This is a genomic window from Sorangium sp. KYC3313 (assembly GCF_052075895.1).
GTDB lineage: Bacteria > Myxococcota_A > Polyangia > Polyangiales > Polyangiaceae > Sorangium > Sorangium cellulosum_B.
This window is the reverse complement of record NZ_CP197255.1, coordinates 1487273-1512938: the sequence shown is the minus strand read 5'-3', so window position 1 is coordinate 1512938 and position 25666 is coordinate 1487273. Positions and strand designations below refer to the sequence as shown.

Sequence of the window (25666 nt, the reverse complement as noted above, 5' to 3'; positions counted from 1 at the left end):
CTCGTTCCTGCACCGGGTGCGCGAGCTCGACACCGACGCCCTGCTCCGGCTCGTCCAGCGGGCCACGGGCCATGTCCCGTCGTCGATGGTCCCGCTGCGCGGGGGCGTGTCGTGCCGGCGCTATCTGCGCGTCGTGACGCCGGCCGGGACGGCGGTCGCGATGTTCGCGCCGAGCGCGGGGGCCGACGGCGTCGCGGTCGGCGCCGCTCCCCCGCGGTGGCCGTTCCTGGAGGTGCGCGCGCTCCTCCGGGAGCGCGGCGTCCGGGTGCCGGCGCTGCTCGCCGAGGACTGCGAGCGCGGCCTGCTCCTCCTGGAGGATCTCGGGGACGCGACGCTCTCGGCCTTCGTCGAGCGCGCGCCCGCCCGCCGCGCCGAGGTCTACGCGCTGGCCGCGCGCGATCTCGCCCGGGCGCAGCGGGCGCTCGCGGCGCTCCCGAGCGGCTCGATCGTCGACGCGTGCGCGCTCGACGAGACGCTCCTGCGCTGGGAGCTCGACCATTTCCGCGCGTGGGCGCTCGACGCGCGCGGGCTCCGGCTGGGCGACGCCGCGCGGGCCGAGCTCGACGCCGTCTCGGAGCGCCTCGCCCGGCGCATCGCCGCGTGGCCGCGGGGCTTCGTTCACCGCGATTACCAGAGCCAGAACCTCATGGTCGTGGACGCGGCGGGCGGGGGCCTCGAGATCGCCTGGCTCGACTTCCAGGACGCCCTCCTCGGCCCGCGCGCCTACGATCTCGCGACGCTCCTCAACGACAGCGCCCAGGACCTGGATCGCTCCTTCGTCGAGGCCCGGCTGGACGACTATGCGGCCGCCGCCTCGCTCGACCGGCCGGCGCGCGACGCGCTCGGCCGGGAGTTCGATGTGCTCACGGTCCAGCGCAAGCTGAAGGACGCCGGCCGCTTCGTCTTTCTCGACCGCATCGGCGTGGATCCCACGTACCTGCGCTACGTCGAGCCCGCGCTCGCGCGGGCGCGCGCCGCGCTCGCGAGGATGGGCGACGACGAGGACATGCGGGTGCTGGCGCGGCTCATCACGTGGTGAGAGACGGCTCAGAGCTCCGACGCCTCGAGGAAGCGCTGGAGGAACGTGACGGTGGCTTGCTCTCCGGCCTCCGGGAAGCCCCCGAACATCGCGAACTGGTGCCATACCCAGTCGGCGTGAAGATAGGTATCCTTCTCGCTCGCCTCGAGCGAGGAGCACACGTGATCCCAGCGCGGGTTCGCCCCGGGGAGATAGCCGCTCCTGTCGGGCGGCAAGCTGGTCAGGCGCGCTTCCCTGGAGGGGCCGGGGAGCTTCCGCTGGAGCGCCGCGTTCGCCTCGATCTGGTGGCCGCCGGTCATCCGCAGGCGGCGCGAGGCGTCGCCGCCGAGCCAGCGCACGAGCAAGGCCTCGTTCTTGGCGATGCCGCGGGCGTCGAACGCGAACACCTCGCTCACGCGGTCCTTGCTGGCCGCGAGCGCCTGCCACAGGGCCAGTCCGCCGGCGCTGAAGCCCGCGAGCCCGAGCTTGCCGAGCCGCGGCCCGCCCTGTCCCGTGCCGATCTTCCGCGCGCCGCAGAGGAAGCGGAGCGCCGCCTCGGCGAGGCCGGGCAGGCTCGCTGTCGTGGCGGCGCCGAAGCTCGCGCCGCTCGGCCACGGGTGCAGCATGACCACCGCCCTGCCGCTCGCGGCGAGCGCCTCCTCGAAGCCGCAGCGGACATAGACCCAGCGGGACTGGTCGCGCGGATCGCGCTCGAACACGTCGCGCGCCCAGAACGAGGCGCCGGGAGACGGGTCGGGCGCGAGCAGGTATCGATTCAGCCCGAACATCTCGTGGCGCTGGTCGACCCGGGTATGGGCGTATCCCTCCGGCCGGTAGAACACGAGGGCCGAGATCCCGCCGTCCGGCGGCGCCTTGCAGGCCTCCGGGATGCTCGCGAACCAGATCTTCGGATCTCCCGCGGTGGCGCCGAGGGCCACGAGCTCGGTCCCGGGCCGGTGCTCGCGCTGGTACTCGTCCGCGTAGCCGGCGTAGGCCATCCAGAACGGGGTGATATCGACGAAATCCGTCCTGATCTGGGCGAGCGCGAGGCCGGGCGCGGATTGCACGTCGACGAGCGGGTGCGCCTGCCCGAGCGCCGGGTCCGGGGCGGGGCTGAGCGCTGTCCCGCCGCCCGCCACGTCGAACGCCTGGTCGACCGACAGGACCTCTTCCTCCAGGGCGGCGACGTCCTCGAAGGCGTCGAACGCCGCCGAGAAGCGCGCGCTGAGCGCGACGCGCGACGCCCCGGCGGGGATCACGAACTCGCGCCGCCCCGGGCTCGCGCCGGCGAGCGGCAGCGGCGCGTCGTCGGCCGTCGCCTGCACGTCGGCGAGCGCGTCGGGCAGCAGCGGGCTGCCCGCATTGCGCCAGGTGACCCGGAGCTTCAGCGGCATGGGGCGGCCCCGACCGGACGGTGCGCGCGCGGCGCGGTGGCGCGGGCGAAGCGGAGCGGGCCGTCGCCGGCCAGGTAGGAATGCTGCGGGGCGGGGGGCACGGTGCGCCCACGATATCAAACGGCGCGGGAGGCGGGAAAGGCGCGGGAGCCGGGGGAGGACAGCGGGATGCGGGACGTCGAGAGGCTGACCCGGAGGACGTATCTGTCTGCTCTGTGTCGCTCAGCTCGTCGATGCGGGCCGAGGCGACGCGCGGCCGCGGGGCTCGTCCTGCCGTCGGCCGCGCGTCGTCCTTTCTCCGGTTGTCAGCGGTTCGCGCAAAATCCGAAGCTGGTGTTGGAGCCACGCACAATCTTGGCGTTCCAGTCCACCCCGACGAACACGAAGTTGCTGCCCTCGACGGAGTCCTTGACGTTCCAGCGGTTGTAGATGGTGCCGTCCTTTGGCACGTAGAGCTTCCAGGTGACGTCGCGGCTATCTTTGTTCGTCAGCGTGACGTTCTTGCAGTACCCGTTCGACCACGAGGACGACGTCGTGACGGCGACGTCGATATTGCCGCCCTCCACGCGTACGCCCGTCCCGGTGCCGCCGCCGGAGCCGCCTGTCCCGCCGGAGCCGCCTGTCCCGCCGCTGCCGCCGCCACCGCTGCTGCTGCTGGTCGTCGTGCTGCTGGAGCTGGAGCTGCTGGAGGTTGAGCTGGAGCTGGAGGTTGAGCTGCTGGAGCTGGAGCTGCTGCTGCCCTTCACCCGCGCGATGAAGCTGTCATAGCCGGCGACGTCGCCCGTCTGGGAGAGCATGACGATCGCGACGCCCATGTCGACGGCCTTGGCGACGTTGCTCTCGTTGAGCCAGGTGGAGTCGACGTTGATCGGGCCGCCGCCGAACGTGTACGCGTCCACGATGACGAGCGGCAGGCTGAGCGCGGTGGTGATCTCCTTGTAGGTGAAGTTGTCGATCTTGCCCGTGGTGAACGGGAATTGCTTGCCCGTGAGGCCGACGTACTTGACCACGCTGCGATCCCAGCCGTCGTAGAAGTCGCCGACCGACGACGCCCACTTGGTGGCCGACGGGCTGAACCACGGGCTGAAGTCGATGACCACCTTGCACGAGGGGCAGCCCGACTTGATGGCGCCGAGGATCTGGTTGATGTAGCTGTCGGACTCCGTCTCCGTGAGCGCGTTCTGCTGCGCCGTCTGCGAGAACTGGTACCAGTCCGGCTCGATGTGGATCAGCGCCTCGCGCCCTCCGAGGGCCCCGTTGATCCCTGCCGCCGCCTTCTGGTAGGCGCTCGCCATCGAGGCGATGTTGGCGCGCACGTACGCCGCGCCCTTCTGGCACAGCGGTGCGCCACTGTTGCCGTCACAGTCGTTCTCGGACCCGAGCCCCTTCTTCGTCATGTCCGTGGCGATGTAGCCGAAGAAGTAGGGGGTCTTCCCCGCGTTGACGATCTTCTGAAGCTTGGTCTTGTGTGTGCTGGTGAAGCCGCCAGATTGCAACCAGTCCCCGACGGCGACCACATCGACGTTGGCGGGGCCGGACTGGGGCGGCGACCAGGTCTGGCTCCACTGCGGAGCGACGCCGAAGCGCATCTGCGATGCCGCCGCGGCCGCCGCTGCCTCATCGGCGAAAATCTCGTCCTCTTCGGAGCTGGAACCATCGTCCGCGGCAACGATGCACCCGCCGAGAGCGGCGAGCAGGCACGCAGCTGCCCCAGCACCGAAAAACGAACCCTTGATCTTCGTCATTGTCAATCTCCAAGTGACCGAGCGGCTCCGCGCCGCATCGGATTTTTCCACTCCCGAGTGCCAGCGTCGGCTTGGCACGGGGCGCTTGTTGAAAGGAAGGTTTGGAGAGCGTTGCAACGGCCGGGCCATCGTCTCTCCAGCGCGGAGGACGCCGGTTCACGGGCGCATTCCGACGGTGCCTGTCCGCGAGAGATGGAGAGTGGGCCGATGGAGTGGATCGCCGAACCGGGGCACGGACGATCCACCGCGAACGGCCTGATTTCTCGGTGCGGGACGCTGCCAAGCGGGTAGTCTGCGCCCGATGAACCAGGACCGTGGAGTGGAGCGATGAGCGCGCCCGCGCTCATCGAGATCGAGGACGCCGAGGTCTTCCGCGGCGACACGCGCGTCTTCGAGGGGCTGTCGCTGCGGATCGAGCAGGGGGAGAACACCGCGATCCTCGGGCCCAACGGCGCCGGGAAGTCGACCTTGCTGCGGCTGCTCTCACGGGAAATCTATCCGGTCCACCGTGAAGGCTCGCATGTGCGGATACTCGGTCGCGAAAGGTGGGAGGTGTCCGCACTACGGCGCAGGCTTGGGCTCGTGTCGTACGAGCTGCAGATGGCCTATCCCCGGGGTGTGCGGGGCTCCGACATGGTGCTCTCCGGCTACTTCGCGAGCGCCGGGCTGCACGAGCACGAGCCGCCGACGTCCGCGCAGCGCCGGCGCGCCGAGGAGGTGCTCCGCGACCTCGGCGTCGCGCACCTCGGCGACAAGCCCATCGCGGAGATGTCGGCCGGCGAGCAGCGACGCTGCCTGCTCGGGCGCGCGCTCGTGCACGACCCGGAGGCGCTGGTGTTCGACGAGCCGACGACGAGCCTCGATCTGAAGGCCGCGTTCGAGCTCATCGACCTGCTCAGGCGCCTCGCGCGGCAGGGCAAGACGCTGATCCTGGTGACGCACCATGTGCAGGAGATCCCGCCGGAGATCGGGCGGGTCGTCCTGCTGCGGAGGGGCCGCGTCTTCGCCGATGGCCCGAAGCGCGCGGTGCTGACCGACGACAACCTGTCCCGCCTGTTCGACGTGCCCCTCACCGTGGTCGAGCGCGACGGGTTCTTCCAGGTCTTCCCCCGCTCGCCCTGAGCGGCGTCTCGAGGCGTCTATCGCTGGGACGCGCGGCGCGAGCGGGAGCCGCTCGTCGCGCGTCAGTCAAATGGCTCACCCTGAATCGCGAGGACAGGTCATGACCATCGTGGCCTGGTACGGCGTGCTCCGATCGGAGGGCTCCGGGAGCAGGATCTCTCGATTGCAGCTTACTTCGTAGTTGTGCTCCACGGCGGTCGACCAATTGTTGACCGCTTCGTCGTAATTCTTCCACTCCAGGACGGCGGCGCAGGTGTTGGTCCGACAATCTACGTCGCGCACGTCAAAGCTCCCCGAGCCGACGGTGCGTATCTCCTTCAGCAGGGAGGCTCGTGCTTGGGGAGCCCACGTGGCATCCTCGGCCGCACGCTGATGCGCCGCGATGATCTCGCGATGGTGACTTTCTTTCTGGGCTTTCCACTCCACGAGGTCGGGCATCTCGGTACGCTCGTGGGAGTCCTTCTGATCCGAGTCTTGCTGCTCGTCTCGCTCTTCCAGCGCCGATAGACGCTGCTTCAGCTCCCTCAGGTCCGTCGCGCCGATCCCCGGGTTCACGCTGCTGATAGATCGAGGAACATAGTGCGTTCTGGATTCGCCGGCGACGGCCGTGCTCTTTCGCGACTTTTCGTCCGCGGCTTCACGGGAGACAATCACTGTCGCTATCGCACCGGCGAGAGCGCCCGCCAGAATGGGCATCATGGCCGAGATGACGCTACGAAAAGAAATCACGGACATCTCCTGTTGTTGGGATGCGGTCGACGAGGTCGAGCGCATCCGCTTCAGTAAACGGCGCGCCTGCTCGAATGGCGCCCGGCGCTGGGCTTCGATGTTTGATTGTAATGAATAGAAGGGGGCAACTCGGCGTTCCCTCTCGCGATACGCAGCTCGTTGCCCCCTTCTGGTGTTATCGCAAATCTTGTCTGCTAGTCCGCGGTGTAGTAGCCCCTGACGGTGCTCGCATTGGTCCCCTTCGGCGGCAGTTTGATGCGAATGTATCCGAAGTCCGCGTAGTTGGAGCTCGTCCAGTACGTCAGCGGCGGGCTGAGCGTGTAGTTTCCATTCCCCGACGTGCTCACCGGCGTGGTGCAGGCTCCACCCGTGGATCCATAGTACTGCACGCAGGTGGACGCGTCGACCTCGGCCGATTGACCCGAGATGCTGATGCCGCCATTGTAGCCGTGAATGTTCAGCGAGGCGATGTCCTGCTTACGGAAGCGATCATCGTCGGTAACCGGGCAAGAGACGCTCTCCGCGCCGCTCGTTGAACTGTTGGAGATGGCGCTCCCGATGGCAATCAAATTGCCGGTCGTGGTTCCATTTCCGTAGGCGCAGTTGGTCCCCGATACGCGCTCGTGCAGCGCCGCCGCGTCGGAGGAATTGGCCAGCGCTGCGCTTACGACCGCGCCGACGATGAAGAGGGGAATCGACTTGTACATTTAGCGTTCCTTCGAGGTTGTTAGACGTAATGGGAAGTGATGGTGATTGGAGCGCAAGCAGAAGAGCCCTGGCAGATTTACGTCAGAGCTCCTCAGCGTCAGCATGGACTCCGAGCTCGGCCCGCAGCGCGACGATCTTCCGGTCTTGCCTGTGTGAGCGGCCGCCATGGTTCCATGAGCGGAGACCTTTCGTGTCACGCCGAGCACCGGCGCAGCGCCAAGCGACACGCTATGTTCTTACAATTGGTGTGCCAGGCTCGTGGGCGCCCCGCCTCGGCCACGAGGGGAACCATCCGCCTCCCCAGGGCCTGCAAATGGCGCAGCAGGAAGCGATCGAGGTGCCGGTGCGGATGGTTGAGGGGCGGGCCCGCCACCTTTCCATGTCACGGTGGCGGCGTGACATGTCACGCGACATGTCACGATGGCGGCGTGACATGTCATGGTGGCGGCGTGAGATGTCGGCACGAGCGGAGTCCCGCTAGCACGGGAGCCGGCGAGGCCGCGCGCAGGTCACCGCGTCTTCGAGGGATGCAGCTGAGCAGCTCGCCGGGGGGGCGGCCTCAACGTCGTTATCCGATCTCCACCTTGCTCCACATGTCGCGCCGCATCCGCTCCTTCCGCCGGTCGGTCCGGGTGACGAGCCTCGCTGCGCCCCAGGCGGCGAGCAGCTGGCCCTCCTGGCCGAGGCCGGGCAGCACGCTCCGGCCGACGAGCAGCGTGCGCTCGATCGGCCCGCGGATCGGCTCGCCCGCGAGGCCGAGGTAGCCGGGCGGGTCGACCTCGAGCTGCCGCACCATCGGCTCGGCGCCCGGGGCGGCGCCCTTCAGCGCGGCGCGCTCGATGAGGCGGCGGCGCTGGCCGTCGTAGAGCCACACGGGCAGCCCGTCGTGCACCGAGTCGACGAGCACGAGGTGGCGCTCGAGGAAGGGGAGCTCGGCCGCGAGCGCGTCGAGCACCGCCTGGCGCGCCTCGAGCAGCGACAGCGGGCCCCGGTCGGGGAGCAGGATCTCCGCCACGAGCAGCGTGTCGGTCGAGGGAGCGGGCAGATCGCAGCGCTGGAGGTGGACCACGGGGCGCCCGGGCCCGGTCGGCCGCGTCTGCCGCGGCGAGCTCGGCCGGCCCCCGGAGGCGCCGTCGCTCGACACGCGCGGCGGCGCGGGCGAGCGGCCCGTCGACGCGGACGGGAAGGGGAACAGGAGCGCCTCGGGGCCGAGCGGCTCGGGCAAGCCCTCGCGGCGCACGATGAGCGACACGACGAAGCGGCCGACCGACGAGGTGATCCGCGGCCACTCGCGCAGCGCGCGCTTGTGGATGCCCTCGCCGCCCGAGAGGCTCGCGAGCGTCTCGCCGTCCATGTCGGTGATGACGAAGCTGCTGCCGTTCGGGTGGTCGTCGCCGTCGAGGACGACCCCCGCGGCGGTGCCGCGGCGGACGTGGACCGACGCGGCGCGCTCGTCGAGCAGGCAGCGGCCGCCGTGGGCGAGGATGCGCTCGACGAGGAACTCCTCGAGCTCCTCCTCGCCGCGCGGGAGCATCATCAGCCCGCGCGTCCACGCCCCGTGCAGGCGCGCGACCGCGAAGGGAGGCGGGAGCGCCGAGAGGTCCGTGGCGAAGAGGACGGACTGCGTGACGATCGAGCGGAACAGGTGGCCGCGCGGAAACTCGACGAGCAGGTCGGCGTCGGGCTCGGCGCGCGCGTACGGGAGCATGCCGGCGTAGCGCGCGGTCTCGCGCCGCTCCCAGAAGGTGCCCGGCGGCCAGAGGGCGTCGTGCGAGAAGGCGTCGTCCGCGGCGCCGTTGACGTGGGCGAGCTCGGCGTAGAGCTCGTCGACGACCCGCCGGAGCTCGGGGAACTCGCGGTCGATCTCGCGGCCGAAGAGGACCATGTCGGGCGGCACGTCGAGGCGCCGGCGCGGCGCGACGGCCTGCAGCATGGGCATGGCCGGGACGATGCGGCGCTTCCAGGTCTGCGACTGGGCGAGCTCGACGAGGAAGCGGCGCCACGCGGGCGAGGGCTCGGCGAGCATCGTGAAGGCGCGCCGGCGGAGGACGTGCTGGTCGAGGCGGTAGGTGGGCGGGCGCTCGCCGTGCCCGACGACCATCACGGTGAAGTCGCGGCGCGCGAGGAGCGCCGCGGCCGTGAGCGCGCCGATGGACCGGCCGAGGACGATGACGTCGTAGTGCTTGTGAATCACGCCCCTTCCCCGGCTTCTCCGACTTCCCCGACATCTCCGACGTCTCCCCGCGCGCGGCCGCTCTGGGCGAGCCCGAGCGCGGTCTCGACGCCGGCGAGCGTCGCGCGCGCGCGCCCGCCCGGCACGTCAGGCGGCGCGATCTGGAGGCGCCCCTCGGCGATCCACGAGAGCGCGCGGATGAGCAGGGCGTGCTCCTGGACGAGGATGCGCGCGGCGAGCGCGTCGCGGTCGTCCCCGTCGAGCACGGGGACGGCGGCCTGCGCGAGGATGGGCCCGGTGTCGGTGCCGGCGTCCACGAGGTGGACGGTGCAGCCGGTGACGCGCACGCCGTGATCGAGCGCCTGCTGCTGGGCGTCGACGCCGGGGAAGGAGGGCAGGAGCGACGGGTGGATGTTCACGACCCGGTGCGGGAAGGCGTCGAGGAAGGTCGTCGTGAGCAGGCGCATGAAGCCCGCGAGGACGACCCAGGTCGCGCCCGCCTCGCGGAGGGCGTCGACGGCGGCGGCGTCGAAGCTGTCGCGATCGGCGAAGTCCCGGTGCGCGATGACCCGCGTGGGGACCCCGGCGCGCTCGGCGCGCGCGAGGCCCTCCACGTCGGGCCGGTTGGACAGGACGAGCCGGACGCGGGCGTCGAGGTGGCCGGCGGCGATCGCGTCGAGGATCGCCTGGAGGTTCGAGCCGCGGCCGGAGATGAGGACGCCGAGATCGAGGGGGGGCATGGGGGCCAGATACTACGGCGGAGGCGGGCGCGGGAGAGATCCGGGGCGGAAGCGGCCGCCCGGCTCCCCGGGGGGCGCATCGAGGGCTGCGAGGCGACCTCCGGGCCGCTTGCGCTGTCATTTGCGGCTGCGCACGCTCGCGCCTCGCCGGGGCCGGGCCCCTCTGGCCGGCCACCTACCAATGCCGCGCCGCTCGGGGTAGGGTGGCGCCGCCACGATGTCGGAACGCCCGCCTGAGCCGACCCTTACCGCCGACGAGGCCGCGAAGCACCGGGCGAGGTCCTACCTCGGGCGGGTGATCTCGAAGCGCTACCGCATCGACGAGGTCATCGCGATGGGCGGCATGGGCGCGGTCTACCGCGGCGAGCACGTGCACATGCACAAGCGCGTCGCGATCAAGATCCTGCACCCCGACACCGAGCGGCTCCCCGAGCTCGTGCAGCGCTTCGAGCGCGAGGCCATCGCCGGCGCCCACATCCAGCACCGGAACGTCGCGACCGCGACCGATTTCGGCGAGGCGGAGGACGGCTCGTTCTTCCTGGTCCTCGAGTACGTGCGCGGCACGACGCTCCACGAGATCATCCGGCGGGGGCCGGTGCCCGCCGCGCGCGCCGCCCTGATCGCCAGGCAGCTCGCGGCCGCGCTCGACGCGACCCACGCGATGGGCATCGTCCACCGCGACGTGAAGCCGCGCAACGTGATGGTCGTCGAGCCGCAGGGCGACCTCGTGAAGCTCATCGACTTCGGCCTCGCGAAGGTGAGCGTCGATCAGCTGCGCCGGTCCGTCGGCTCGCCGGAGTCCGCGCGGGCGGGCGCGGACTCGCTCCCGGTCCGGCTCACCACGGCGGGCGTGATCTTCGGGACCATCGCCTACCTCGCCCCGGAGTCGGCGCTCGGGATGGATTTCGTCGACGAGCGCGCGGATCTCTACGCCCTGGGCCTGATCTTCTACGAGATGCTGGCCGGCAAGCACCCGTTCCTGGCCAAGGATCCGGTCGAGCTCTTCAACCAGCAGCGGAGCGCGCCCGTGCCGCCGATCGCCGCGCACTCGCCCGGCGTCGTGGTCCCGCCTGCCCTCGAGGCGGTCGTGCGGCTCCTCCTCGAGAAGAATCCGCGCGCCCGCTTCGGGACCGCGGAGGAGGTGATCGCAGCGCTCGACGACGCGTGCGCCGCGTCGGGGATCGCGGTGCACGAGCCGCGGGCGGAGATGTCGTCGAGGGGGGAGATGACGTCGGTGCCCGCGATCGCGGAGGCGGCGCGCGTGCCGAGCAACCGGCCGCCCGTGCCCAGCGCGCCGTCGGGCGCGCCCGACGCGAGCGCCGGCGGCGCCTCGGCGATTGTCCTTGGCGATTCGTGTCTCGTCTCGTTCAACGATGTCGCGGACGCGCTGGCGCCTGCCGCGGAGCGGGCGGCAGGTGAGCCGGCCGGGAGCGGCGCGAGCGCGAAGGAGGCGGAGAGAGCGCGCGCGTCGGGCGAGCTTCCGGAGGGTCGAACGGGCGGCGCCGAGCCGGCAGAGGCGGTGGACGGCGACGAGGACGAGGAAGACGCCCTCAGCCACTCGCGCCCGACGCCGGTGCGCAACACGCCGACCCTCGTCGCCGAGATGACGCGGGACTCGCGGCCGACCGCGGTGGGCGGCGCGGCGTTCATGGCGCAGGTCGCCTTCGCGCAGGAGGTCGCCAGGGCCGACGCTGCCTCCGCGGCCGACGACTCGAGCGTGCCGGACGACGCGCGCCCGACGACGGTGGGCGGCGCGGCGCTCATCGCGCAGGCCGCTTTCGCGCGCGAGGCCGCCGGCGACGGCGCTCCTGCCGAGGCCGATGACCAGCGTCCTCCGCACGCGTCGTCACCGCTGTCCGAGGCGCCGGCGCGGTCGCAGGAGTCGCCGGAGCTGAAGGAGTGGGCGTCGCTGATGTCGATGCCGCCGTCGCCGGAGGTACTGCCTCCGTCGCCGAGCGAGGAGGAGCGGTCCGTCGAAGCGCCTGGGGCGACGGAGGCAGCGGGGCTGGGCTCCCTGCGGCTGTCGCTGGACGACCTATTGCTGTCGTCGGGCAAGGCGGAGCGCCGTGCGGCCGAGCCCTCATCGAACAAGCCGTCGCCGTCGGCGGTCGTGGAGCCATCGCCGTCGGCTGCGGAGCCGGCGTCATCGAAGCCGCCGTCGTCGCCCGCAGCGGAGCGTGAGACATCGAAGCCGCCGTCGTCGCCCGCAGCGGAGCGTGAGACATCGAAGCCGCCGTCGTCGCCAACGGCGGAGCGTGAGACATCGAAGCCGCCGTCGTCGCCAACGGCGGAGCGTGAGACATCGAAGCCGCCGTCGTCGCCAACGGCGGAGCGTGAGACATCGAAGCCGCCGTCGTCGCCGGCGGCGGAGCGTGAGGCATCGAAGCCGCCGTCGTCGCCAGCGGCGGAGCGTGAGACATCGAAGCCGCCGTCGTCGCCAGCGGCGGAGCGTGCATCGTCGAAGCTGCCGTCAACGGAGCGTGCGTCATCGAAGCCGCCGTCGTCGCCTGCAGCGGAGCGTGCGCCATCGGAGCCGCTGTCCTCATCCGCTGTGGAGCCGGCATCCGTCGCGAAGCCGGCGTCGTCGAAGCCGCCGTCCGGGGCCGGCGCGGAGCCGGCGTCATCGCCGTCGCCCGCGCCGTCCGTGAAGGCGCAGCCGCCGCAGAACGAGCCGGCTCCCGTGGCGTCCGCGTCCCCGCCGCCGGACGAGCCGCCTGCAGAGGATGCGGCGCCCGTCTCGGAGCCGACGTCCGAGCGGATGAGCGGCTCGCGGCCAGCCTTCGCCCCGACGCTGCTGCGGGAGCTGGAGGCCGCCGAGGCGGAGCGCGTCGCCCGGGAGCGCGAGGAAGAGGCCAGGCGGAAGCTCGCCGAGGAGGCAGAGCGCGCCGCGCGCGAGCGCGAGGAGGCCGCGCGCGAGCGCGAGGAGAAGGCCAGGCGAAAGCGCGAAGCCCGGGAAGCTCGCGCGTCGCGGCTGGGCCCCGAAGGCCTCGGCGGCCGCGTGGGCCGGCTGGCCCCGTACCTGGGCGGCGGCATCCTCGCGGTGGCCGTGATCGCGGCGCTCGCCAGCGGTGGGCGCGCCCCGCCCGAGCCGGAGCCCCAGCTCGGCTCCGCGAGGCCTCCCGCGAGCGCGCTCGCCACGAGCGAGCCGGCCCCGGCCGACACCGCCGCCGTCCCCGAGACACCCGCGCCCACGGCGCCGGCGCCCGAGGCCGCTGCGCCGGCGGCGCCCGACGCGCCGGCCGAACCCCCGCCCGATGAAGCGGCCCGGAAGGCGCTCACCGACGCTGTCAAGGCGCGCCGCTGGGTGAAGGCCGCCGACGCGATCCATCAGCTGGCGGAGCGCGATCCGACGGCGCTCCGCGAGCGCGCGCTCGCGATCGCGGCGCGCAACGTCGCCATCGCCATCGCGAAGACGGGCGAGGAGCACGCCGACAAGGTCTTCGACGCGCTCTCGAGCCGCTTCGGGACGGCGGGCATCGACGTGCTCTACGAGATCGTCGAGACCCGCGGCCGCTCCACGCCGGCCACCCGGGCCGCGAAGCTGCTCCGCGATCCGGAGATCGCGGCCCGCGGGACCCCCGCGGTCCGGATCTCCTTCGAGCTGCGCGACGCCACGTGCGGCGAGAAGCTCCCGTTCCTCGAGCGCGCCGTCTCCGAGGGGGACGAGCGCACCCTCGTCGTGCTCGAGACGACGGTGAGGCCCTGTTACAAGAAGAACCGGGCGATCGACGAGGCGATCAAGAAGCTGCGATCGCGGCTCGAAGGCGGGTGAGCTCGCGCCGCGCGGCCCGCGCGGCCTGCGCGGTCGCTCGGCGCATCCCGGCCCGCGCGCCGCGCATCGCCCTCGCCGGCCCGCTCATCCGAACAGCACGCGCTCCTCGAACGGCACGTCGCCGACCGACACCACCTCGCCGAGCACCCAGGCCTGCTCGCCGCTCTTCGCGAGCGCCTCGATGGCCCGGTCCGCGGCGCCTTTCTCGACGACCGCGACCAGCCCGACGCCGAGGTTGAACGTGCGCCGCATCTCGGCCTCCTCCACGGGGCCGCCGCGCTGGAGCACCTGGAACACCGCCGGCCGCTGGTAGGAGCCGAGGTCGAGCCGCGCGCCCAGCCCGTCCGGCAGCACGCGCGGCAGGTTCCCCGGCAGGCCGCCGCCCGTGATGTGCGACAGCCCCCGGACCGCGTCGCCGCAGGCCGCGAGGAGCGCCGTGATCGCGCGGGCGTAGATCCGGGTCGGCGTCAGCAGCGCCTCGCCCACGGTGCCGCCGAGATCGGCCACGCGGTCGCTCATCGTGAGGCCCATCTCCTTCTCGAGCACGCGCCGCGCGAGCGAGAAGCCGTTCGAGTGCAGCCCGCTCGACGCCACGCCGAGGACCGCATCGCCGGCCGCGATCCGCTTGCCGTCGAGGATGCGCGAGCGCTCGACGACGCCGACGGCGAACCCGGCGAGGTCGTACTCGCCGTCCGCGTACATGCCCGGCAGCTCGGCCGTCTCGCCGCCGATCAGCGCGCAGCCGGCCTGCTTGCAGCCCTCGGCGATGCCGCGGACCACGGCCTCGCCCACGTCGACGTCGAGCTTGCCTGTCGCGAAGTAGTCGAGGAAGAACAGCGGCCGCGCGCCCACGGTCAGCACGTCGTTCACGCACATCGCGACGAGATCGATGCCGACGGTGTCGTGGACGCCCGTCGCGAACGCCACCTTCAGCTTGGTGCCGACCCCGTCCGTGCCGCTGACCAGCACCGGCTCGGACAGCCCGCCCGGCAGCGCGCACAGCCCGGCGAAGCCGCCCACGTCGGCGAGCACCTCGGGGATGCGCGTCGGCTTCGCGAGCCGCTTGATGCGCTCGACGAGCGCGTCCCCTGCATCGATATCGACCCCGGCTTCCCGGTACGTGACGCTCATGGCAGGCGCATCCCACACCTCGGCGGCAAAGGGAAGCGGGCTCGCTCTCGGGGCGGCTTTCGGGGTCGCCCGGCTCGTCTCTGCTGAGCAGCCCCGCCAGAACGGCCGGCTGGCTGGGCCGTGCGGGGAGGAGGATGGTGGGCCGCTGTACGTCGCGTGCAACGCTTCTCGGCGGTGGCCGGCATGGCGCACGCGGCCCCGGTCCCGAGCATCCCCGTGATTCCTGGCATGAATCCGGGCGCGTTCATTCTTGGCGTGGAGACGGTGGCCATGGTCGGGGGAGGGCACGGGTCGCGACGGTGATCAGGCGGTAAGGGGCCAGGAGGCTGCAAAGCCATGTTCGCCAGCATCACACGACGAGGGGCTTCCTGCGCCGCTTCTGTGACGGCCGGCGGTTGAACACTCCCTTGCGCCCCTACTTCAACCCGGTGTTCGCGCTGAGGGCCCGAACCTCGGCAGGCAGGTCCGAACCCGCATAGTTTGGAGTGCCCGTCGCGATCTCGTCCAAGTACTGTGCCAAGAATTCAACCGAGAGCTGATACCGCCAGCGAGGAGCCCTGAAACGATCACGTATTGCGTGGATTGCCATGGCACTCAACTTGCGGCGCGGAGCGGCCGTGGCGAGGTCAAAGCCATCAATGTAAGCATTGGCTGTTCTTAGGTTTGTGCAACGATCTATGATGGACTGGTCGTCGAAGCCGAGTTCGTAATCGAAGCTGTGGGCAAAATTGTTTCGAATGACGCGGATGGTGTCCAAGTCTGCGCGGGTATCGTCGCTGACAAGCGCCAGTGCGTTTGCCAATTGAATCCGCGTGCTAAGGGATCCGATAGGGCGGCTTGCGCCAAGGAGCTCTTCGTGGAAGCTTCGAAGGTGCCGGTGGAACAGCGTCTCCAGCTTGGCATCGAGCAGCGCGGCGCCAAGTGCCGCGCAGGCCCTGTCAGATTCGGAGTTCATTCGTTTGCTACATTTGGCGAAATCAATGGCTTGTAGTGACTTCTATCGTCGATCTGCCGGGTGCGCCGCTCGTCCGTCGCAACCATGACCGCTGATATGCCCGCATGTGAACCATGCTACAGGGATCTGCGACGTCCGTAAGCTCGATCTTCCGCCGGGCGCGGAGGCCGCCTCCGGCGAGTGGAACTGGCGGCCCTGGTTTGCACGAGGCTGTAGCGTCGGGCTGCCGCCCGGCTCTTGCGAGGTTGCAGCCTGATGAAGCCACCAGACCGCGTTTTTTGTAGGGTCAGGGGTGCGCGCCGCGCGTGCCAAAGGCCAGGGGTGCCTGCTCGAGGCTGCTGCCATGATCCTGGGCAAGCAAGACGAGCGCACGCACGCGAGGAACTCGGGCCTGTTCGCGCTGCTCACGCCGATCCTCCAGCAGTGACGAGGCGATCGGGCGAGACCTGCGCTCGCGACGCACGAACACGGAGTTCAAACGGAGATGGGCGAGGATGAGCCCGCCGCGACTTCGGTGCAGCCGTCGAGCGAGCCTGAACAGCGGTCGATCGCGTGCCAGTTCGGCGCGGCGAGCCGCGGTCCCGCATGCCGGACGCGGGTCATTCCCTCAACGCCGCTATCGCCGGTTCCAGATCTGCGTCGCACAGAGGCTGCCCGGCTTGACACCGCGGGGTGTGCCTATCGACTATGGCCGCCATGGCACGAACGGCGCCGGTCCCGAACATTCCCGCGATTCCCGGCATGAACCCCGGCACATTCATCCTGGGCGGCGGGGGCGGCGGAGGCGGCGGCCGCGGCCGCGGAGGACGGGGCCGCGGCGGCGACCAGGGGGCGGGCGGCAAGAGCGGCGGCAAGGGGCCGCGAGGCGGAGGCAAGAACGCAGGCGCGTGCGGACCGGGGAGCGGCGGCGGGTGCCCGAATCCGTCTCACGGGCGCGGGGGCGGCACGTCGGCCGGTGACCCGGTCGATCCGGTGACGGGGCGGGTCTACACCGCGAAGACCGTGGATCTGACGCTCGGCGGGATGATCCTGCCGCTCCGGATCGAGCGGAGCTACTCGTCGGAGACGAGCGATGTGGATCTGGGGCTCGGGTTCGGGTGGAGCCACTCGCTGGCGTGGGCCATCGAGGACGGGCGGCGGACGCTGCGTGTCCTGGAGCCGCACGCGGCGCCGACCGAGGCGGAGATCCCCGAGCCGGGCCGTCCCGTCCCGATGCCGTGCGGCGTGCTGAGGCGTCACGAGGGCGGCTACACGCTGGAGGCCGAGGGGGTGCTGCTCGTGTTCGGCGAGAGGCAGGAGAGCAGGTGGCTCTTGTCGCGCATCGTGGACCGGTACGACAACGAGGTACGGCTCTCGTACGAGCGAGGGCGCCTGTCCCATGCGATCGATGCGGTGGGGCGGATGGTGCGGGTGCGTCGGCGAGCGGACGGGAGGATCGCTGCGTTCGAGGTGAACGACGAGTCGCCGGGCGGAGGGTGGCGCGCGTTTCGCACCTACAGTCATGACGATCGAGGAGATCTGATCTCGGCGCGCGACGCCGCGGGCAACGAGGAGCGGTACGAGTACGACGAACAGCACCGCTTGGTCCGGCGCCGCGAGCCGGGAGGGCTGGTGGCGGAGTTCCGCTATGGCGACAACGGCCGCTGCGTGGAGGCATGGTGTCGTCGCGAGGGCAACGACGCCCTCGATGGCGACGTGCCGGGCACGCTGGACGATCGGAAGACCAGGGCCAAGGGCTTCTGTCACGTCAAGATCGACGATTACGACCACTTCGTCGAGGTGATCACCTCGCGCGCAAAACGGCGGATTGACGGCAACCACCTGGACAAGGTGAACAGCGTCGCGTGGGAGGGCGGCCTGCACGCCTACACGTTTGACGCCACGGGCAACGTGCTGGTGTATCGGGACGCGCTGGGGCACACGTGGCGCTACGAGCGAGACGACCTGGGCCGACTGCGCGTCGTGACGGATCCGATGGGCGCGAGGACCGTGTACGAATACGACGAGCGGGGCTTCATCGAGGAGGTGCGCGACGCCATGGGCGGGTTCGCGCGCTACCAGCGAAACGCGCGAGGCGATGTGGTGGCCGTCGAGGACGAGTTCGGGCCGGTGGTCGCGTTCCGCTACGACGAGCGCGGCATGCTCGTCGAGGCGACGCTGCCGAACGGCGGTGTGACGCGGATGGTCTACGACGCCCTCGGCAACCGTGTGGAGGTGATCGAGCCGGACGGGACGAGGCGGAAGATCCGTTATGATTTCCTGGGACGGGTGACGGGCTTCGTCGACGAGCGGGGACACGAGACGTCCTATGGTTACGACGGCAGCGGAAGGCTCGTCCGTGTGCGGAGGCCGAGCGGGGCGACGGACTGGTATGGTTACGATGTCGACGGGAATTTGTCAGAGATCGCCGACGCGGACGGGCGGGTGACGACGCTGCGGTGGGGTGGGATCGGGGTCGTGACCGAGGTGGTGAGGCCGGACGGGAGCGCCGTGAGGTACTTCTACGATCGGGAGCAGGACCTGGTACGCGTGGTCGACGAGTCCGGCGAGGAGCACCGGTACGTGCGGCGCGGCGAGGGGCGGATCGGCGAGGAGCGGACGTTCGACGGGCGGCGCATCTATTACCGGCACGATGTGATGGGACGGATCACGCAGATCCGGGATGGGCTCGGCACGGTCGACTTCGTCTATGACCCGTGCGGCCGGCTCGTGGAGCGCAGGTTCACGGATGGGCGGACGGAGAGCATCGGTTATGACCTGCTCGGCCGGATCAAGGTTGTGACGAGCGGCGACGTGATGTGCGAGTACACCCATGACGAGCGCGGGAGGGTGGTGCGGGAGACGGTGGCGCGGGGCGGGCGGCGGACGGTGGTGGAGACGGCGCACGACGCGCTGGGCAAGGCGGTGCGCGCGAGCGGGCCGTTCGGGCGGATGGAGATCGCGCGCGACGTGGTGGGGCGGCCGTTGGCGGTGGCTGTCGGGGACGTCGGCGCGCAGACCATGAAGGTGCAGCTGACCTACGATCCAGCGGGTCAGCTTGTCGACCGGGTGCTGCCCGCGGGAGGGCGCATCGCGGAGGGGTGGACGCCCGATGGGCTCCCGTCGGGGGTGCAGGTGACGGGCCTCGTGGCGACGCCCGCGGTGCGGCCGGGCAAGCCAGCGTGGGTGGGGCCGCTGCCGCATGAGGTGACGTTCGCGCAGAGCTATGGATGGTCGGCGGCCGGGCTGCTCGGCGCGGTGGGCAGCGGCGCGCCGGGCGCGGCGTATGTCGAGTACCTGCGCGACGCGCAGGGCCGGGTGGTGGGGCGACAGCGGGTGGATGGCGCGCTGCGGGAGCTCATCGAGGGATATCGCCACGGGCCGAGCGGCGAGCTCCACGAGAGCGCGGCGCCGCGGGAGTATGCGCCAGGCGGGCAGCTCAAGCGGCGAGGAAGCGCTGAGTTCTTCTACGACGAGCGAGGGCGGATGACGACCAAGCGGCTGCCGGACGGGCGGGTCACTCGCTTCGAGTGGGGCGACGACGACCTGCTCCAGGCGGTGCGCCTGCCGGATGGCCGGGTGGTGCGCTTCGTCTACGACCCGTTCGCTCGGCGGCTGGAGAAGCGGGTGGAGCGGGGGCGCGACCGGGTGGTGGAGAGCGTGACACGCTATACCTGGAGCGGCGACGCGCTGGTGCACGAGATCCGCGAGCTGTTCGGGGAAGCGGGCGGGGAGCCGGTGGGGGAAGAGCGAGCGTATGCGGTGCTGCCGGAGGGGGTGACGCCGCTCGCCGATCGGGTACGGCGGGGCGACAGCGACGAGGTGCGGTACTACGTCGAGGCGCCGAACGGGATGCCGGCGGCGCTTGTGCGCGACGATGGGAGGCTCGTCGGCCGGATCGATGCTTCGCTGTTCGGCAAGGTCGAGGGGGAGCAGGCCGGGCTGACGCCCGTGCGGTTTCCGGGGCAGTACGCGGACGAGGAGACGGGGCTCTACTACAACCGGTACCGGTACTACGACCCGGAGACGGGGCAGTACCTGAGCCCGGAGCCCATCCGGTTGGAGGGCAGCCTTCGGACATACGCGTATGTTGATGGGTGGCCTCTCGAGTTCTCGGATTTCAACGGTCTCTCCAAGATGCATACGGAAGTGACTGGCTCCTACCTGAAGAAGAACGGGAAGAAAGCCAATGTGACGAAGTTCGCAAATTCCGGTAGGGCGGGCTCCACGGACCTACATCCCGCAGTGGAGGCCGCGCTGGCCCCGAACAACGCACGTCCTTCGGAGAGCGGCGGCGCGCAGAATGTTTGTTCGGAACCCAAGGCACTGAGCGACTATTTGAAGCAATGGGAGCAGGATACGGGGAAGATGTGCAGGCCAGGTCATGAGAACTGGCAGCAGCACCTGGGAGAAGCGCTCGAGAGCGTGGGTGGTGTGAAATCATACAAAGGAGGTGATAAAAGTCAGCTTGAGCAGGCATGTCCCAACTGCTCTCAGACGGTCCCCCGCCTCTGGAGCCTTGCAGGGTTGCCTCCCCCGGGACTGCAGACGGTACCTGGGGGATTCACGAGCGGCAGCAACCCTTCTCAGAACACAACAGGGCCGAACTACGACCCATCATGGGTGCCTGGGGCGAACAGGACACAGTCGCCGACCAGGGAGGGTATGTTCATGAACAAAGAAGGCAGAGCGGCGGAGCCTGGTGCCTGGAACTGGGACGGGAAGAGATGGACGAAGCTCTGATGCAGCGATGGTCTCCTGCGACGTGCGAGCAGCTCCGCCAGGCGCCCATCGTTCCTGGCGTGAGCCTTCGGCCGGATTCGCCGACACCCGTCGAGGACGAAGAGCTTTTTGAGCTGACGGGTCGCCGTGGGTTCCCGCTCCTCGGGGGGGCAGCGTTCGGCTACCCAGCTGCCCGCGCGCTCGCGCCCACCACGGTGCCCTCGATGGGCCGCGGTGAGCGCCGCCTCTTCGCGTGGGATCGTTGGAAGGGCGCGCTCTACCTCGACTCCTTTGGTGGCCTCGGTGTGGGCCTGTGGCGCGACTGTGTGGCGCTGATGGCGTGCGTGGACTGTTTTGACGCTTTCTGGCCTTCGCTCGTCGTGCGCCGTCGTCGGGCCGCGCAGGCGTTCTGGACGCGACTGAGTGAGCAGTTCTCGCTTTCACCGTCTGGAGAAGGTGGTTCGCTCCTTCGAGCGGGCGATGTCGTCGTCGCGCAGCCGCGCATCTTCACGCGCACGCTGGCAGCGCTCGGGGACGTGCTTCGGTTCTGCGCCCATGAAGGTGCCCGGGCGGTGTTCGACGTGGGTGCTGGCGTCGCTGTGCGCGAGCTTCCAGAGCTATCGGTGCCCACGGCTGCTCCTCTCTACACGGACGCGTCCGCCTTCACTTCGCGCCGTGTGTGGGTGACGGATGAACACGTGATTCAGGGCGATTTTGTGCTGGAACAAGCAGTCGCACGGCTCGACATCGTCCGCGAGGAAGCGACTCAGCACCGCTGCCGCGCGCCGGCACTCGGCTCGCCGCGGCTCGATCGCTACCTGCAGGACCAAGGGGCTGTCTGCGTCGCTGCGCCGCCGGTCCCTGCGCCGTCGGCGCTGGTCGAGTCCATACGCGGACTCGTGGGCGGAGGCTGTGTGGTCATGCCCCGCGAGCACGAGATGCCGGACGGCGCACTGTGGCTGGGGCTGCTTCCGCGCGAGATGCTCCCAGAGCGAGCTCAGTCGCTCCTCGATTTCGAAGGCGGAGCAGAGTCGTTTCCGACCGGCCTTCGCCTTGTCCGCTGGCCGCTCTGGTCGTGGAAGGACTTGCAGCTCGTTGCCGTGGGAGCATGGCACGACTGGAAGCTCATCCTGTGGTCCGGCGAAGGCGGACTTTGGGTGTACGCAAATATGCCTGAGCAGATGGACTTTGTGGCAGGCGAGCTCCGGACATGGCTCGAGATCCTCGCGTTGGAGGACGGTCTAGCGGAGGCCGAGCGACTCCGCGTCGAGCTGGCTTTCCCGCTGGATTCGCACCTACGGCGGGGGCTCATCGCGGAGCGGCTCGGACTCCGACCTGTCCCTGAGTGCACGGACCGCCTCGTCTCCAGCTATGAGGGGGAGGACCTCTGGGTCCGCGAGCTGATAGCTCCACTTGGAATCTCGTTCTGTGTGGTTCGCTGCGACACCAGCGAGCGGGCACTCCTGCTGATCGAGAATGCACGAGAGGTGATGCGGCTGGAGTCAGTGGCCATCAGCGCTTGGAGCGAGAGCCGGACGCAGCTGTCGCAGGCGCTCGGTCGCGAAGGCATCCGGACGATCTCGTCAAACCGACAATGGTGGTCCGACTTCAATGATTCCGATGCCTTGGATTCGTGATATCTAGCGGTTCGACGGCCTCGCGCCCGGATCATACCGGGCAGCTCGGCCGTCTCGCCGCCGATCAGCGTGCAGCCGGCCTGCTTGCAGCCCTCGGCGATGCCGCGGACCACGGCCTCGCCCACGTCGACGTCGACGTCGACGTCGACGTCGAGCTTGCCTGTCGCGAAGTAGTCGAGGAAGAACAGACACGCGACCGCATGGCCGGGCCAGCGCTCGTGTTTCCCCCCACGTACGGCGAAAGCCCGCTCTACCAGCGCACGACGAGCGGCACTTCTGCGGGGAACTGGTGCGATTGCCCTTCGTGACCGTGATCCCACTCCAGCTCAAGAGAGCAGGTCGCCCCACGATCGATCGAGAGCATGCCCTGGTCCACGAACCAACGCACGCCCGACGAGAGCGGCGGGTTCTCCGCTGGCAGCTGCAGACGTACACGCGTCAGCGTCCGGCGCGCGCCACGATGCGATCGCGACTCGATCGGGGTGGTCCGCCGGATTGTCTGGGGCGCCACGAATATCATGGGCTCCGCCAGGGACCCTCGCGGCGTCACGATGGGCATGCTCATGCCCGCCGGCGTGTATTTCGGCTTGTAGTCCCAGGTCTCGAAGGGCCAGTCCCCGGCGCCTCCAGCATCGATGGTCCTGAAACAGATGCCAAACGGGCATGCGCCGGTCTCGGCCCAATGAATGCGTTCCTGTAGCCCCAGCGGCCGAACGATCTCGGTCTGCAGCTCTTCCAGATCATGGACGCCGAGGACCTCGAAGAACGCGTTCTCGAAGGCCGCGCACGCATTCGTGGTCCCCTGACCCTCATGCACCGCGTGGCGGCTGAAGTTCAGGCCGAACTCGGCGAGCATCCGCTCGGCGATGCCCACGTCGGGCGTCGCGAGGAACACGTGATCGACTTCCCAGCCCATCGGCCGCCTCCGGCGAGTGGAGCCCGCGTCCCTGGCTCGCACGAGACTGTAGCGTGAAAAGCGACGCCATATCAACAGCGCCACACCTGATCAGGCTGCGCCGCGACCGGGACAGCCGGCGGGTTTGCAGACCGTCGCGTACGCCTGACGTCGCTTCGGGGTATGCTGCCGCGGCCACGCATCGTGGCTCGCGCCAAGGAAACCCCATGAGAGTCGGCGTCGCTGTCACCCTCCTTGTCTCCTCTTCCTTCCTCGCCGCCTGCTCCGACGGCGGGTCATCGGCCGGAGACGGCGGGACCGGAATCGAGCAGGTGTACTGGCACACCTCCGATCCCGACGTCCTGTTCTACGTGGACGACAAGGACTTCATCCGTTACCACGTCGGCGCCGGGACGAAGGAGGTCGTGACGACGTTCGACTTCTGCTCGGGCGGCGCGAGCGCGGGCGGCGACCCGCTGTTCATGTCGTGGGATTCGAACCGCATCGGCCTCACGTGCGACGATCAGGTGTTCATCTATGATATCGGCCAGAATACGGTGCTCGCCAGGAAGGCGCTCGACGAGAATCCCGCCCAGGTCGCGCCGAGCGGGACGCTCGCGTTCCTGAGCGACAGCGGCGGCGTGACCGATCCGCAGCTGAACGTGGTGCGTACGCTGGACCTGCTGGAGCCGTACGGCCACGCGTCGCTGAGCAGGGTGAACGGTCACGACACCTGGAACGGGGCTGTCTACGATCCCGGTCCCGGCGGCAATGACGACATCGGGCTCCTCGTCACATGGGATCTCGCGGAGGGCACCTCGAAGGTGGTCATCGGTCCGGAGACGGGGTGGCCCTATCCCCCGACAGGGCACATCTCGGGGATGGCGTACAAGCGGCCGGGGTGGGTGTTCGTGTCGTCGATCGGCGATACGTCGGGCACAGGGGCGCTCGACATGGAAAACCTGATCGCCGACACGAGCACGGGCAAGGTTTGCCGGATTGGCCGCCACCGGAGCTGGGGCAAGGAGAACACCCACCTCGCCGAGCCGTACTGGGCCGAGCCGCACACCGTGCCCAGCCCCAGCGGCACGCGCGCTGTGTTCGGGAGCGACTGGGGCAACGGGGATACCGTCGACGCCTACGTGATCGAGCTGCCCAGCTACACGCCGTGACGACGGGGCGCGAATGGCCGCGCTGGCCTGCCAAACGTGCTCTCGGTCGTGCCGGTGCCGCCGGTCGCGCCCCCGCTCCCGCCGCCGCCGGAGCTCGGGTCCGAGGGTGAGAAATCCCAGCCGAGAAAGGCAATGCAAACTCCGGAGGGAAGCGCAGCGTCGAGCGCGCCGTTCGCCCTTGTCTTGCGCGCCGCGACCGACATTCTACGCGCCCATGTCCGCCACGCCCGAGCCCGCTCCTCCCCTCGTCCTCGTCGCCGCCGCCGTCATCATCGAGCGCGGCCGCGTCCTGCTCACGCAGCGCAAGGTGGGCGCGCACCTCGAGGGCGCGTGGGAGTTCCCCGGCGGCAAGGTCGAGGCCGATGAGGATCCGCGAGACGCCCTGATTCGCGAGCTGCGCGAGGAGATCGGCGTCGAGGCCCAGGTCGGCGACATCGTCGAGGTGACCTACCACCGCTATCCGAAGAAACCGGTGCTCCTCCTGTTCTACACCGCCACCCTCGCCGAGGGCTCGCCCGCGCCCGCCGCGCTCGACGTCGCCGCCGTGCGCTGGGCCGAGGCGGCGGATCTACGGGACGAGCTCTTCCCCCCCGCCGACGTCGCGGTGCTCGCCAAGGTGCGCGCGCGGCTCGCGGGAGCCTAGCCCCGCCGTCGGGGCTCACAAGGCAGGGGGGCACGCCTCGCCGCGGACGTCGCCGATGAGGCTCGCGAGCCGCTGGGCAGGCAGCTCGCCGACGGCGCGCTCCACCTCCTGCCCGGCGGCGTCGACGCTGAGGAACGTCGGCACGAAGCGCACGCCGTAGCGGGCGGCGAGGGCCTGCCCGCGCGGATCGTCGACCTGGATGCGCAGGACGGTGCCGGCCTCCTTGGCGCAGCGCGCCTCGAGCTCCTTCACGAGCGGCGCCATGCGCTCGCACACCGCGCAGTGCGCGCTCTCGAACTCGAGCAGCCGAGGCATCCCCTCGGGCAGCGCCACGTCGCCCTGCGCCACGGCGCCCTCCGGGGCCGCGCACGCGCCGGCGGGGCCGACCTCGCAGGGCGCGCCCGCATCCAGGGCCGCCGCGGGCGCCGGCGAGAGGGCGTCCAGACGGCCGGCAGCGACGGCGATCCCGGCGGCCACGAGCAGCGCCCCCGTCAGGCGCTGGAGGGCCGGCGTGGCCGGCATCAGGCGGCGCGCGAGCGCGACGGCAGCCGGCCCGACGAAGGCCGCGGCGACGAGCGGCGCGGCGAGGCCCGCCGCGTAAGCGCCGAGCTGGATCGCGCCGGTGAGCGGGCTCGCGCCCGCGCTGGCCGAATAGGTCAGCGCGGCGCCGAGCACCGGGCCGACGCACGGCGTCCACCCCGCCGCGAAGGCGATCCCGAAGAGCATGCCCCCCCAGAAGCCGCCCGCGCCCGGGAGGCGGGAGAGGAGCGGGCGCGCCTCGCGCTCCAGCCACGGGAGGCGCAGCACGCCCAGGAGCTTCGCGCCGAAGAGCGCGAGGAGCACGCCGGACGCGACGGTGAACGCGCGCCGGTGGGGCGCGAGGACCGCGGCGAGCGCCGACGCGCCGGCGCCGAGCGCGACGAGCACGAGCGCGAGGCCGATCGCGAAGCCGACGCCGGCGAGGCGCACGCCGCGCTTCGCCGCCGCCGGGTCCGGACCGCCGAGCGCCCCGGCGCCGCCGAGGGCCGACAGGTAGACGGGGAGCATCGGGAGCACGCAGGGCGACGCGAACGTCAGCAGCCCCGCGCCGAAGAGCGTCAGCAATGAACCGATCGTCATCATGGGTCCTCG

18 protein-coding genes and 1 pseudogene are annotated in these 25666 nt (G+C 70.5%); 8 read left to right on the top strand and 11 right to left on the bottom strand.

Translation table 11 applies throughout. The annotated features are described in order from the left end of the window. Positions 1-16 precede the first annotated feature (16 nt). The gene (locus tag ACSRUE_RS05880; protein WP_441290158.1) at positions 17-1039 is read left to right on the top strand and encodes a phosphotransferase; all 1023 of its coding nucleotides are present in this window, start codon (positions 17-19) and stop codon (positions 1037-1039) included. 8 nt (positions 1040-1047) lie between these two features. On the opposite strand, the gene ACSRUE_RS05875 is transcribed toward ACSRUE_RS05880, so the two are convergent. Both ACSRUE_RS05875 and ACSRUE_RS05870 read right to left on the bottom strand, forming a co-directional pair. Beyond that, the gene (locus ACSRUE_RS05875) at positions 1048-2412 is read right to left on the bottom strand and encodes a hypothetical protein (RefSeq protein ID WP_441290157.1); all 1365 of its coding nucleotides are present in this window, start codon (positions 2410-2412) and stop codon (positions 1048-1050) included. A 305-nt stretch (positions 2413-2717) separates the two neighbouring features. Then, the gene (locus ACSRUE_RS05870) at positions 2718-4157 is read right to left on the bottom strand and encodes a cellulose binding domain-containing protein (protein ID WP_441290156.1); all 1440 of its coding nucleotides are present in this window, start codon (positions 4155-4157) and stop codon (positions 2718-2720) included. Positions 4158-4484: 327 nt separating this feature from the next. Here ACSRUE_RS05870 and ACSRUE_RS05865 point away from each other — a divergent pair, with 327 nt between their 5' ends. Next, positions 4485-5279, top strand: a complete 795-nt coding sequence (locus ACSRUE_RS05865) for an ABC transporter ATP-binding protein (RefSeq protein ID WP_441290155.1) — start codon at positions 4485-4487, stop codon at positions 5277-5279. Positions 5280-5354: 75 nt separating this feature from the next. Here ACSRUE_RS05865 and ACSRUE_RS05860 read toward each other — a convergent pair whose 3' ends face one another. The 4 genes from ACSRUE_RS05860 to purN all read right to left on the bottom strand — a co-directional run bounded on the left by ACSRUE_RS05860 (position 5355) and on the right by purN (position 9629). Then, positions 5355-6008 (bottom strand): hypothetical protein, encoded by a 654-nt coding sequence (locus ACSRUE_RS05860; protein ID WP_441290154.1) that lies wholly within the window; start codon positions 6006-6008, stop codon positions 5355-5357. 194 nt (positions 6009-6202) lie between these two features. Beyond that, positions 6203-6715, bottom strand: coding sequence for a hypothetical protein (locus ACSRUE_RS05855; protein ID WP_441290153.1), 513 nt, complete (start codon positions 6713-6715; stop codon positions 6203-6205). A 569-nt stretch (positions 6716-7284) separates the two neighbouring features. Further along, on the bottom strand, positions 7285-8910 hold the full coding sequence (locus tag ACSRUE_RS05850; RefSeq protein WP_441290152.1) for an NAD(P)-binding protein: 1626 nt from the start codon (positions 8908-8910) through the stop codon (positions 7285-7287). Next, on the bottom strand, positions 8907-9629 hold the full coding sequence (purN, locus tag ACSRUE_RS05845; RefSeq protein WP_441290151.1) for a phosphoribosylglycinamide formyltransferase: 723 nt from the start codon (positions 9627-9629) through the stop codon (positions 8907-8909). The genes ACSRUE_RS05850 and purN overlap by 4 nt, the downstream gene beginning before the upstream one ends. Positions 9630-9846: 217 nt before the next feature. Here purN and ACSRUE_RS05840 point away from each other — a divergent pair, with 217 nt between their 5' ends. After that, complete coding sequence (locus ACSRUE_RS05840; RefSeq protein WP_441290150.1) at positions 9847-13401, top strand: protein kinase domain-containing protein; 3555 nt, start codon at positions 9847-9849, stop codon at positions 13399-13401. A gap of 84 nt (positions 13402-13485) precedes the next feature. Here the strand turns inward: ACSRUE_RS05840 and purM are convergent, their stop codons facing one another. Together purM and ACSRUE_RS05830 are read right to left on the bottom strand one after the other, a co-directional pair. Continuing rightward, complete coding sequence (gene purM, locus ACSRUE_RS05835) at positions 13486-14532, bottom strand: phosphoribosylformylglycinamidine cyclo-ligase (RefSeq protein WP_441290149.1); 1047 nt, start codon at positions 14530-14532, stop codon at positions 13486-13488. A gap of 415 nt (positions 14533-14947) precedes the next feature. Beyond that, positions 14948-15487, bottom strand: a complete 540-nt coding sequence (locus ACSRUE_RS05830) for a hypothetical protein (RefSeq protein ID WP_441290148.1) — start codon at positions 15485-15487, stop codon at positions 14948-14950. 292 nt (positions 15488-15779) lie between these two features. Between ACSRUE_RS05830 and ACSRUE_RS05825 the strand changes: the two genes are divergently transcribed. The 3 genes from ACSRUE_RS05825 to ACSRUE_RS05815 all read left to right on the top strand — a co-directional run bounded on the left by ACSRUE_RS05825 (position 15780) and on the right by ACSRUE_RS05815 (position 21825). After that, positions 15780-15914: a hypothetical protein gene (locus ACSRUE_RS05825; RefSeq protein WP_441290147.1), complete on the top strand. Its 135-nt coding sequence runs from the start codon at positions 15780-15782 to the stop codon at positions 15912-15914. A gap of 314 nt (positions 15915-16228) precedes the next feature. Beyond that, complete coding sequence (locus tag ACSRUE_RS05820) at positions 16229-20209, top strand: RHS repeat-associated core domain-containing protein (RefSeq protein WP_441290146.1); 3981 nt, start codon at positions 16229-16231, stop codon at positions 20207-20209. Next, the gene (locus ACSRUE_RS05815) at positions 20194-21825 is read left to right on the top strand and encodes a hypothetical protein (protein WP_441293207.1); all 1632 of its coding nucleotides are present in this window, start codon (positions 20194-20196) and stop codon (positions 21823-21825) included. The genes ACSRUE_RS05820 and ACSRUE_RS05815 overlap by 16 nt, the downstream gene beginning before the upstream one ends. Before the next feature lie 23 nt (positions 21826-21848). Here ACSRUE_RS05815 and ACSRUE_RS05810 read toward each other — a convergent pair. Next, positions 21849-22013: pseudogene (locus tag ACSRUE_RS05810) on the bottom strand (AIR synthase related protein); the annotation flags it as partial. Positions 22014-22075: 62 nt separating this feature from the next. Continuing rightward, a complete protein-coding gene (locus ACSRUE_RS05805; protein ID WP_441290145.1) occupies positions 22076-22741 on the bottom strand; it encodes a VOC family protein in 666 nt (221 codons plus the stop codon). A 206-nt stretch (positions 22742-22947) separates the two neighbouring features. On the opposite strand from ACSRUE_RS05805, the gene ACSRUE_RS05800 reads away from it, so the two are divergent. Further along, positions 22948-23892, top strand: a complete 945-nt coding sequence (locus ACSRUE_RS05800) for a hypothetical protein (RefSeq protein WP_441290144.1) — start codon at positions 22948-22950, stop codon at positions 23890-23892. Positions 23893-24106: 214 nt separating this feature from the next. After that, positions 24107-24535 carry a (deoxy)nucleoside triphosphate pyrophosphohydrolase gene (locus ACSRUE_RS05795; protein WP_441290143.1) on the top strand — a complete coding sequence of 143 codons (429 nt, stop codon included), beginning with the start codon at positions 24107-24109 and terminating at the stop codon, positions 24533-24535. A 15-nt stretch (positions 24536-24550) separates the two neighbouring features. On the opposite strand, the gene ACSRUE_RS05790 is transcribed toward ACSRUE_RS05795, so the two are convergent. Next, positions 24551-25657: a cytochrome c biogenesis protein/redoxin gene (locus tag ACSRUE_RS05790; protein ID WP_441290142.1), complete on the bottom strand. Its 1107-nt coding sequence runs from the start codon at positions 25655-25657 to the stop codon at positions 24551-24553. Positions 25658-25666 lie beyond the last annotated feature (9 nt).

Excerpts from the sequence above, each read along its gene's own strand:
- ACSRUE_RS05870 (WP_441290156.1), bottom strand. The coding sequence starts at position 4,157 with ATGACGAAGATCAAGGGTTCGTTTTTCGGTGCTGGGGCAGCTGCGTGC.
- ACSRUE_RS05875 (WP_441290157.1), bottom strand. The coding sequence starts at position 2,412 with ATGCCGCTGAAGCTCCGGGTCACCTGGCGCAATGCGGGCAGCCCGCTG.
- ACSRUE_RS05830 (WP_441290148.1), bottom strand. The coding sequence starts at position 15,487 with ATGAACTCCGAATCTGACAGGGCCTGCGCGGCACTTGGCGCCGCGCTG.
- ACSRUE_RS05815 (WP_441293207.1), top strand. The coding sequence starts at position 20,194 with ATGGACGAAGCTCTGATGCAGCGATGGTCTCCTGCGACGTGCGAGCAG.
- ACSRUE_RS05800 (WP_441290144.1), top strand. The coding sequence starts at position 22,948 with ATGAGAGTCGGCGTCGCTGTCACCCTCCTTGTCTCCTCTTCCTTCCTC.
- ACSRUE_RS05795 (WP_441290143.1), top strand. The coding sequence starts at position 24,107 with ATGTCCGCCACGCCCGAGCCCGCTCCTCCCCTCGTCCTCGTCGCCGCC.
- ACSRUE_RS05820 (WP_441290146.1), top strand. The coding sequence starts at position 16,229 with ATGAACCCCGGCACATTCATCCTGGGCGGCGGGGGCGGCGGAGGCGGC.
- ACSRUE_RS05805 (WP_441290145.1), bottom strand. The coding sequence starts at position 22,741 with ATGGGCTGGGAAGTCGATCACGTGTTCCTCGCGACGCCCGACGTGGGC.
- ACSRUE_RS05840 (WP_441290150.1), top strand. The coding sequence starts at position 9,847 with ATGTCGGAACGCCCGCCTGAGCCGACCCTTACCGCCGACGAGGCCGCG.
- ACSRUE_RS05865 (WP_441290155.1), top strand. The coding sequence starts at position 4,485 with ATGAGCGCGCCCGCGCTCATCGAGATCGAGGACGCCGAGGTCTTCCGC.
- purM (WP_441290149.1), bottom strand. The coding sequence starts at position 14,532 with ATGAGCGTCACGTACCGGGAAGCCGGGGTCGATATCGATGCAGGGGAC.
- ACSRUE_RS05790 (WP_441290142.1), bottom strand. The coding sequence starts at position 25,657 with ATGATGACGATCGGTTCATTGCTGACGCTCTTCGGCGCGGGGCTGCTG.
- ACSRUE_RS05855 (WP_441290153.1), bottom strand. The coding sequence starts at position 6,715 with ATGTACAAGTCGATTCCCCTCTTCATCGTCGGCGCGGTCGTAAGCGCA.
- purN (WP_441290151.1), bottom strand. The coding sequence starts at position 9,629 with ATGCCCCCCCTCGATCTCGGCGTCCTCATCTCCGGCCGCGGCTCGAAC.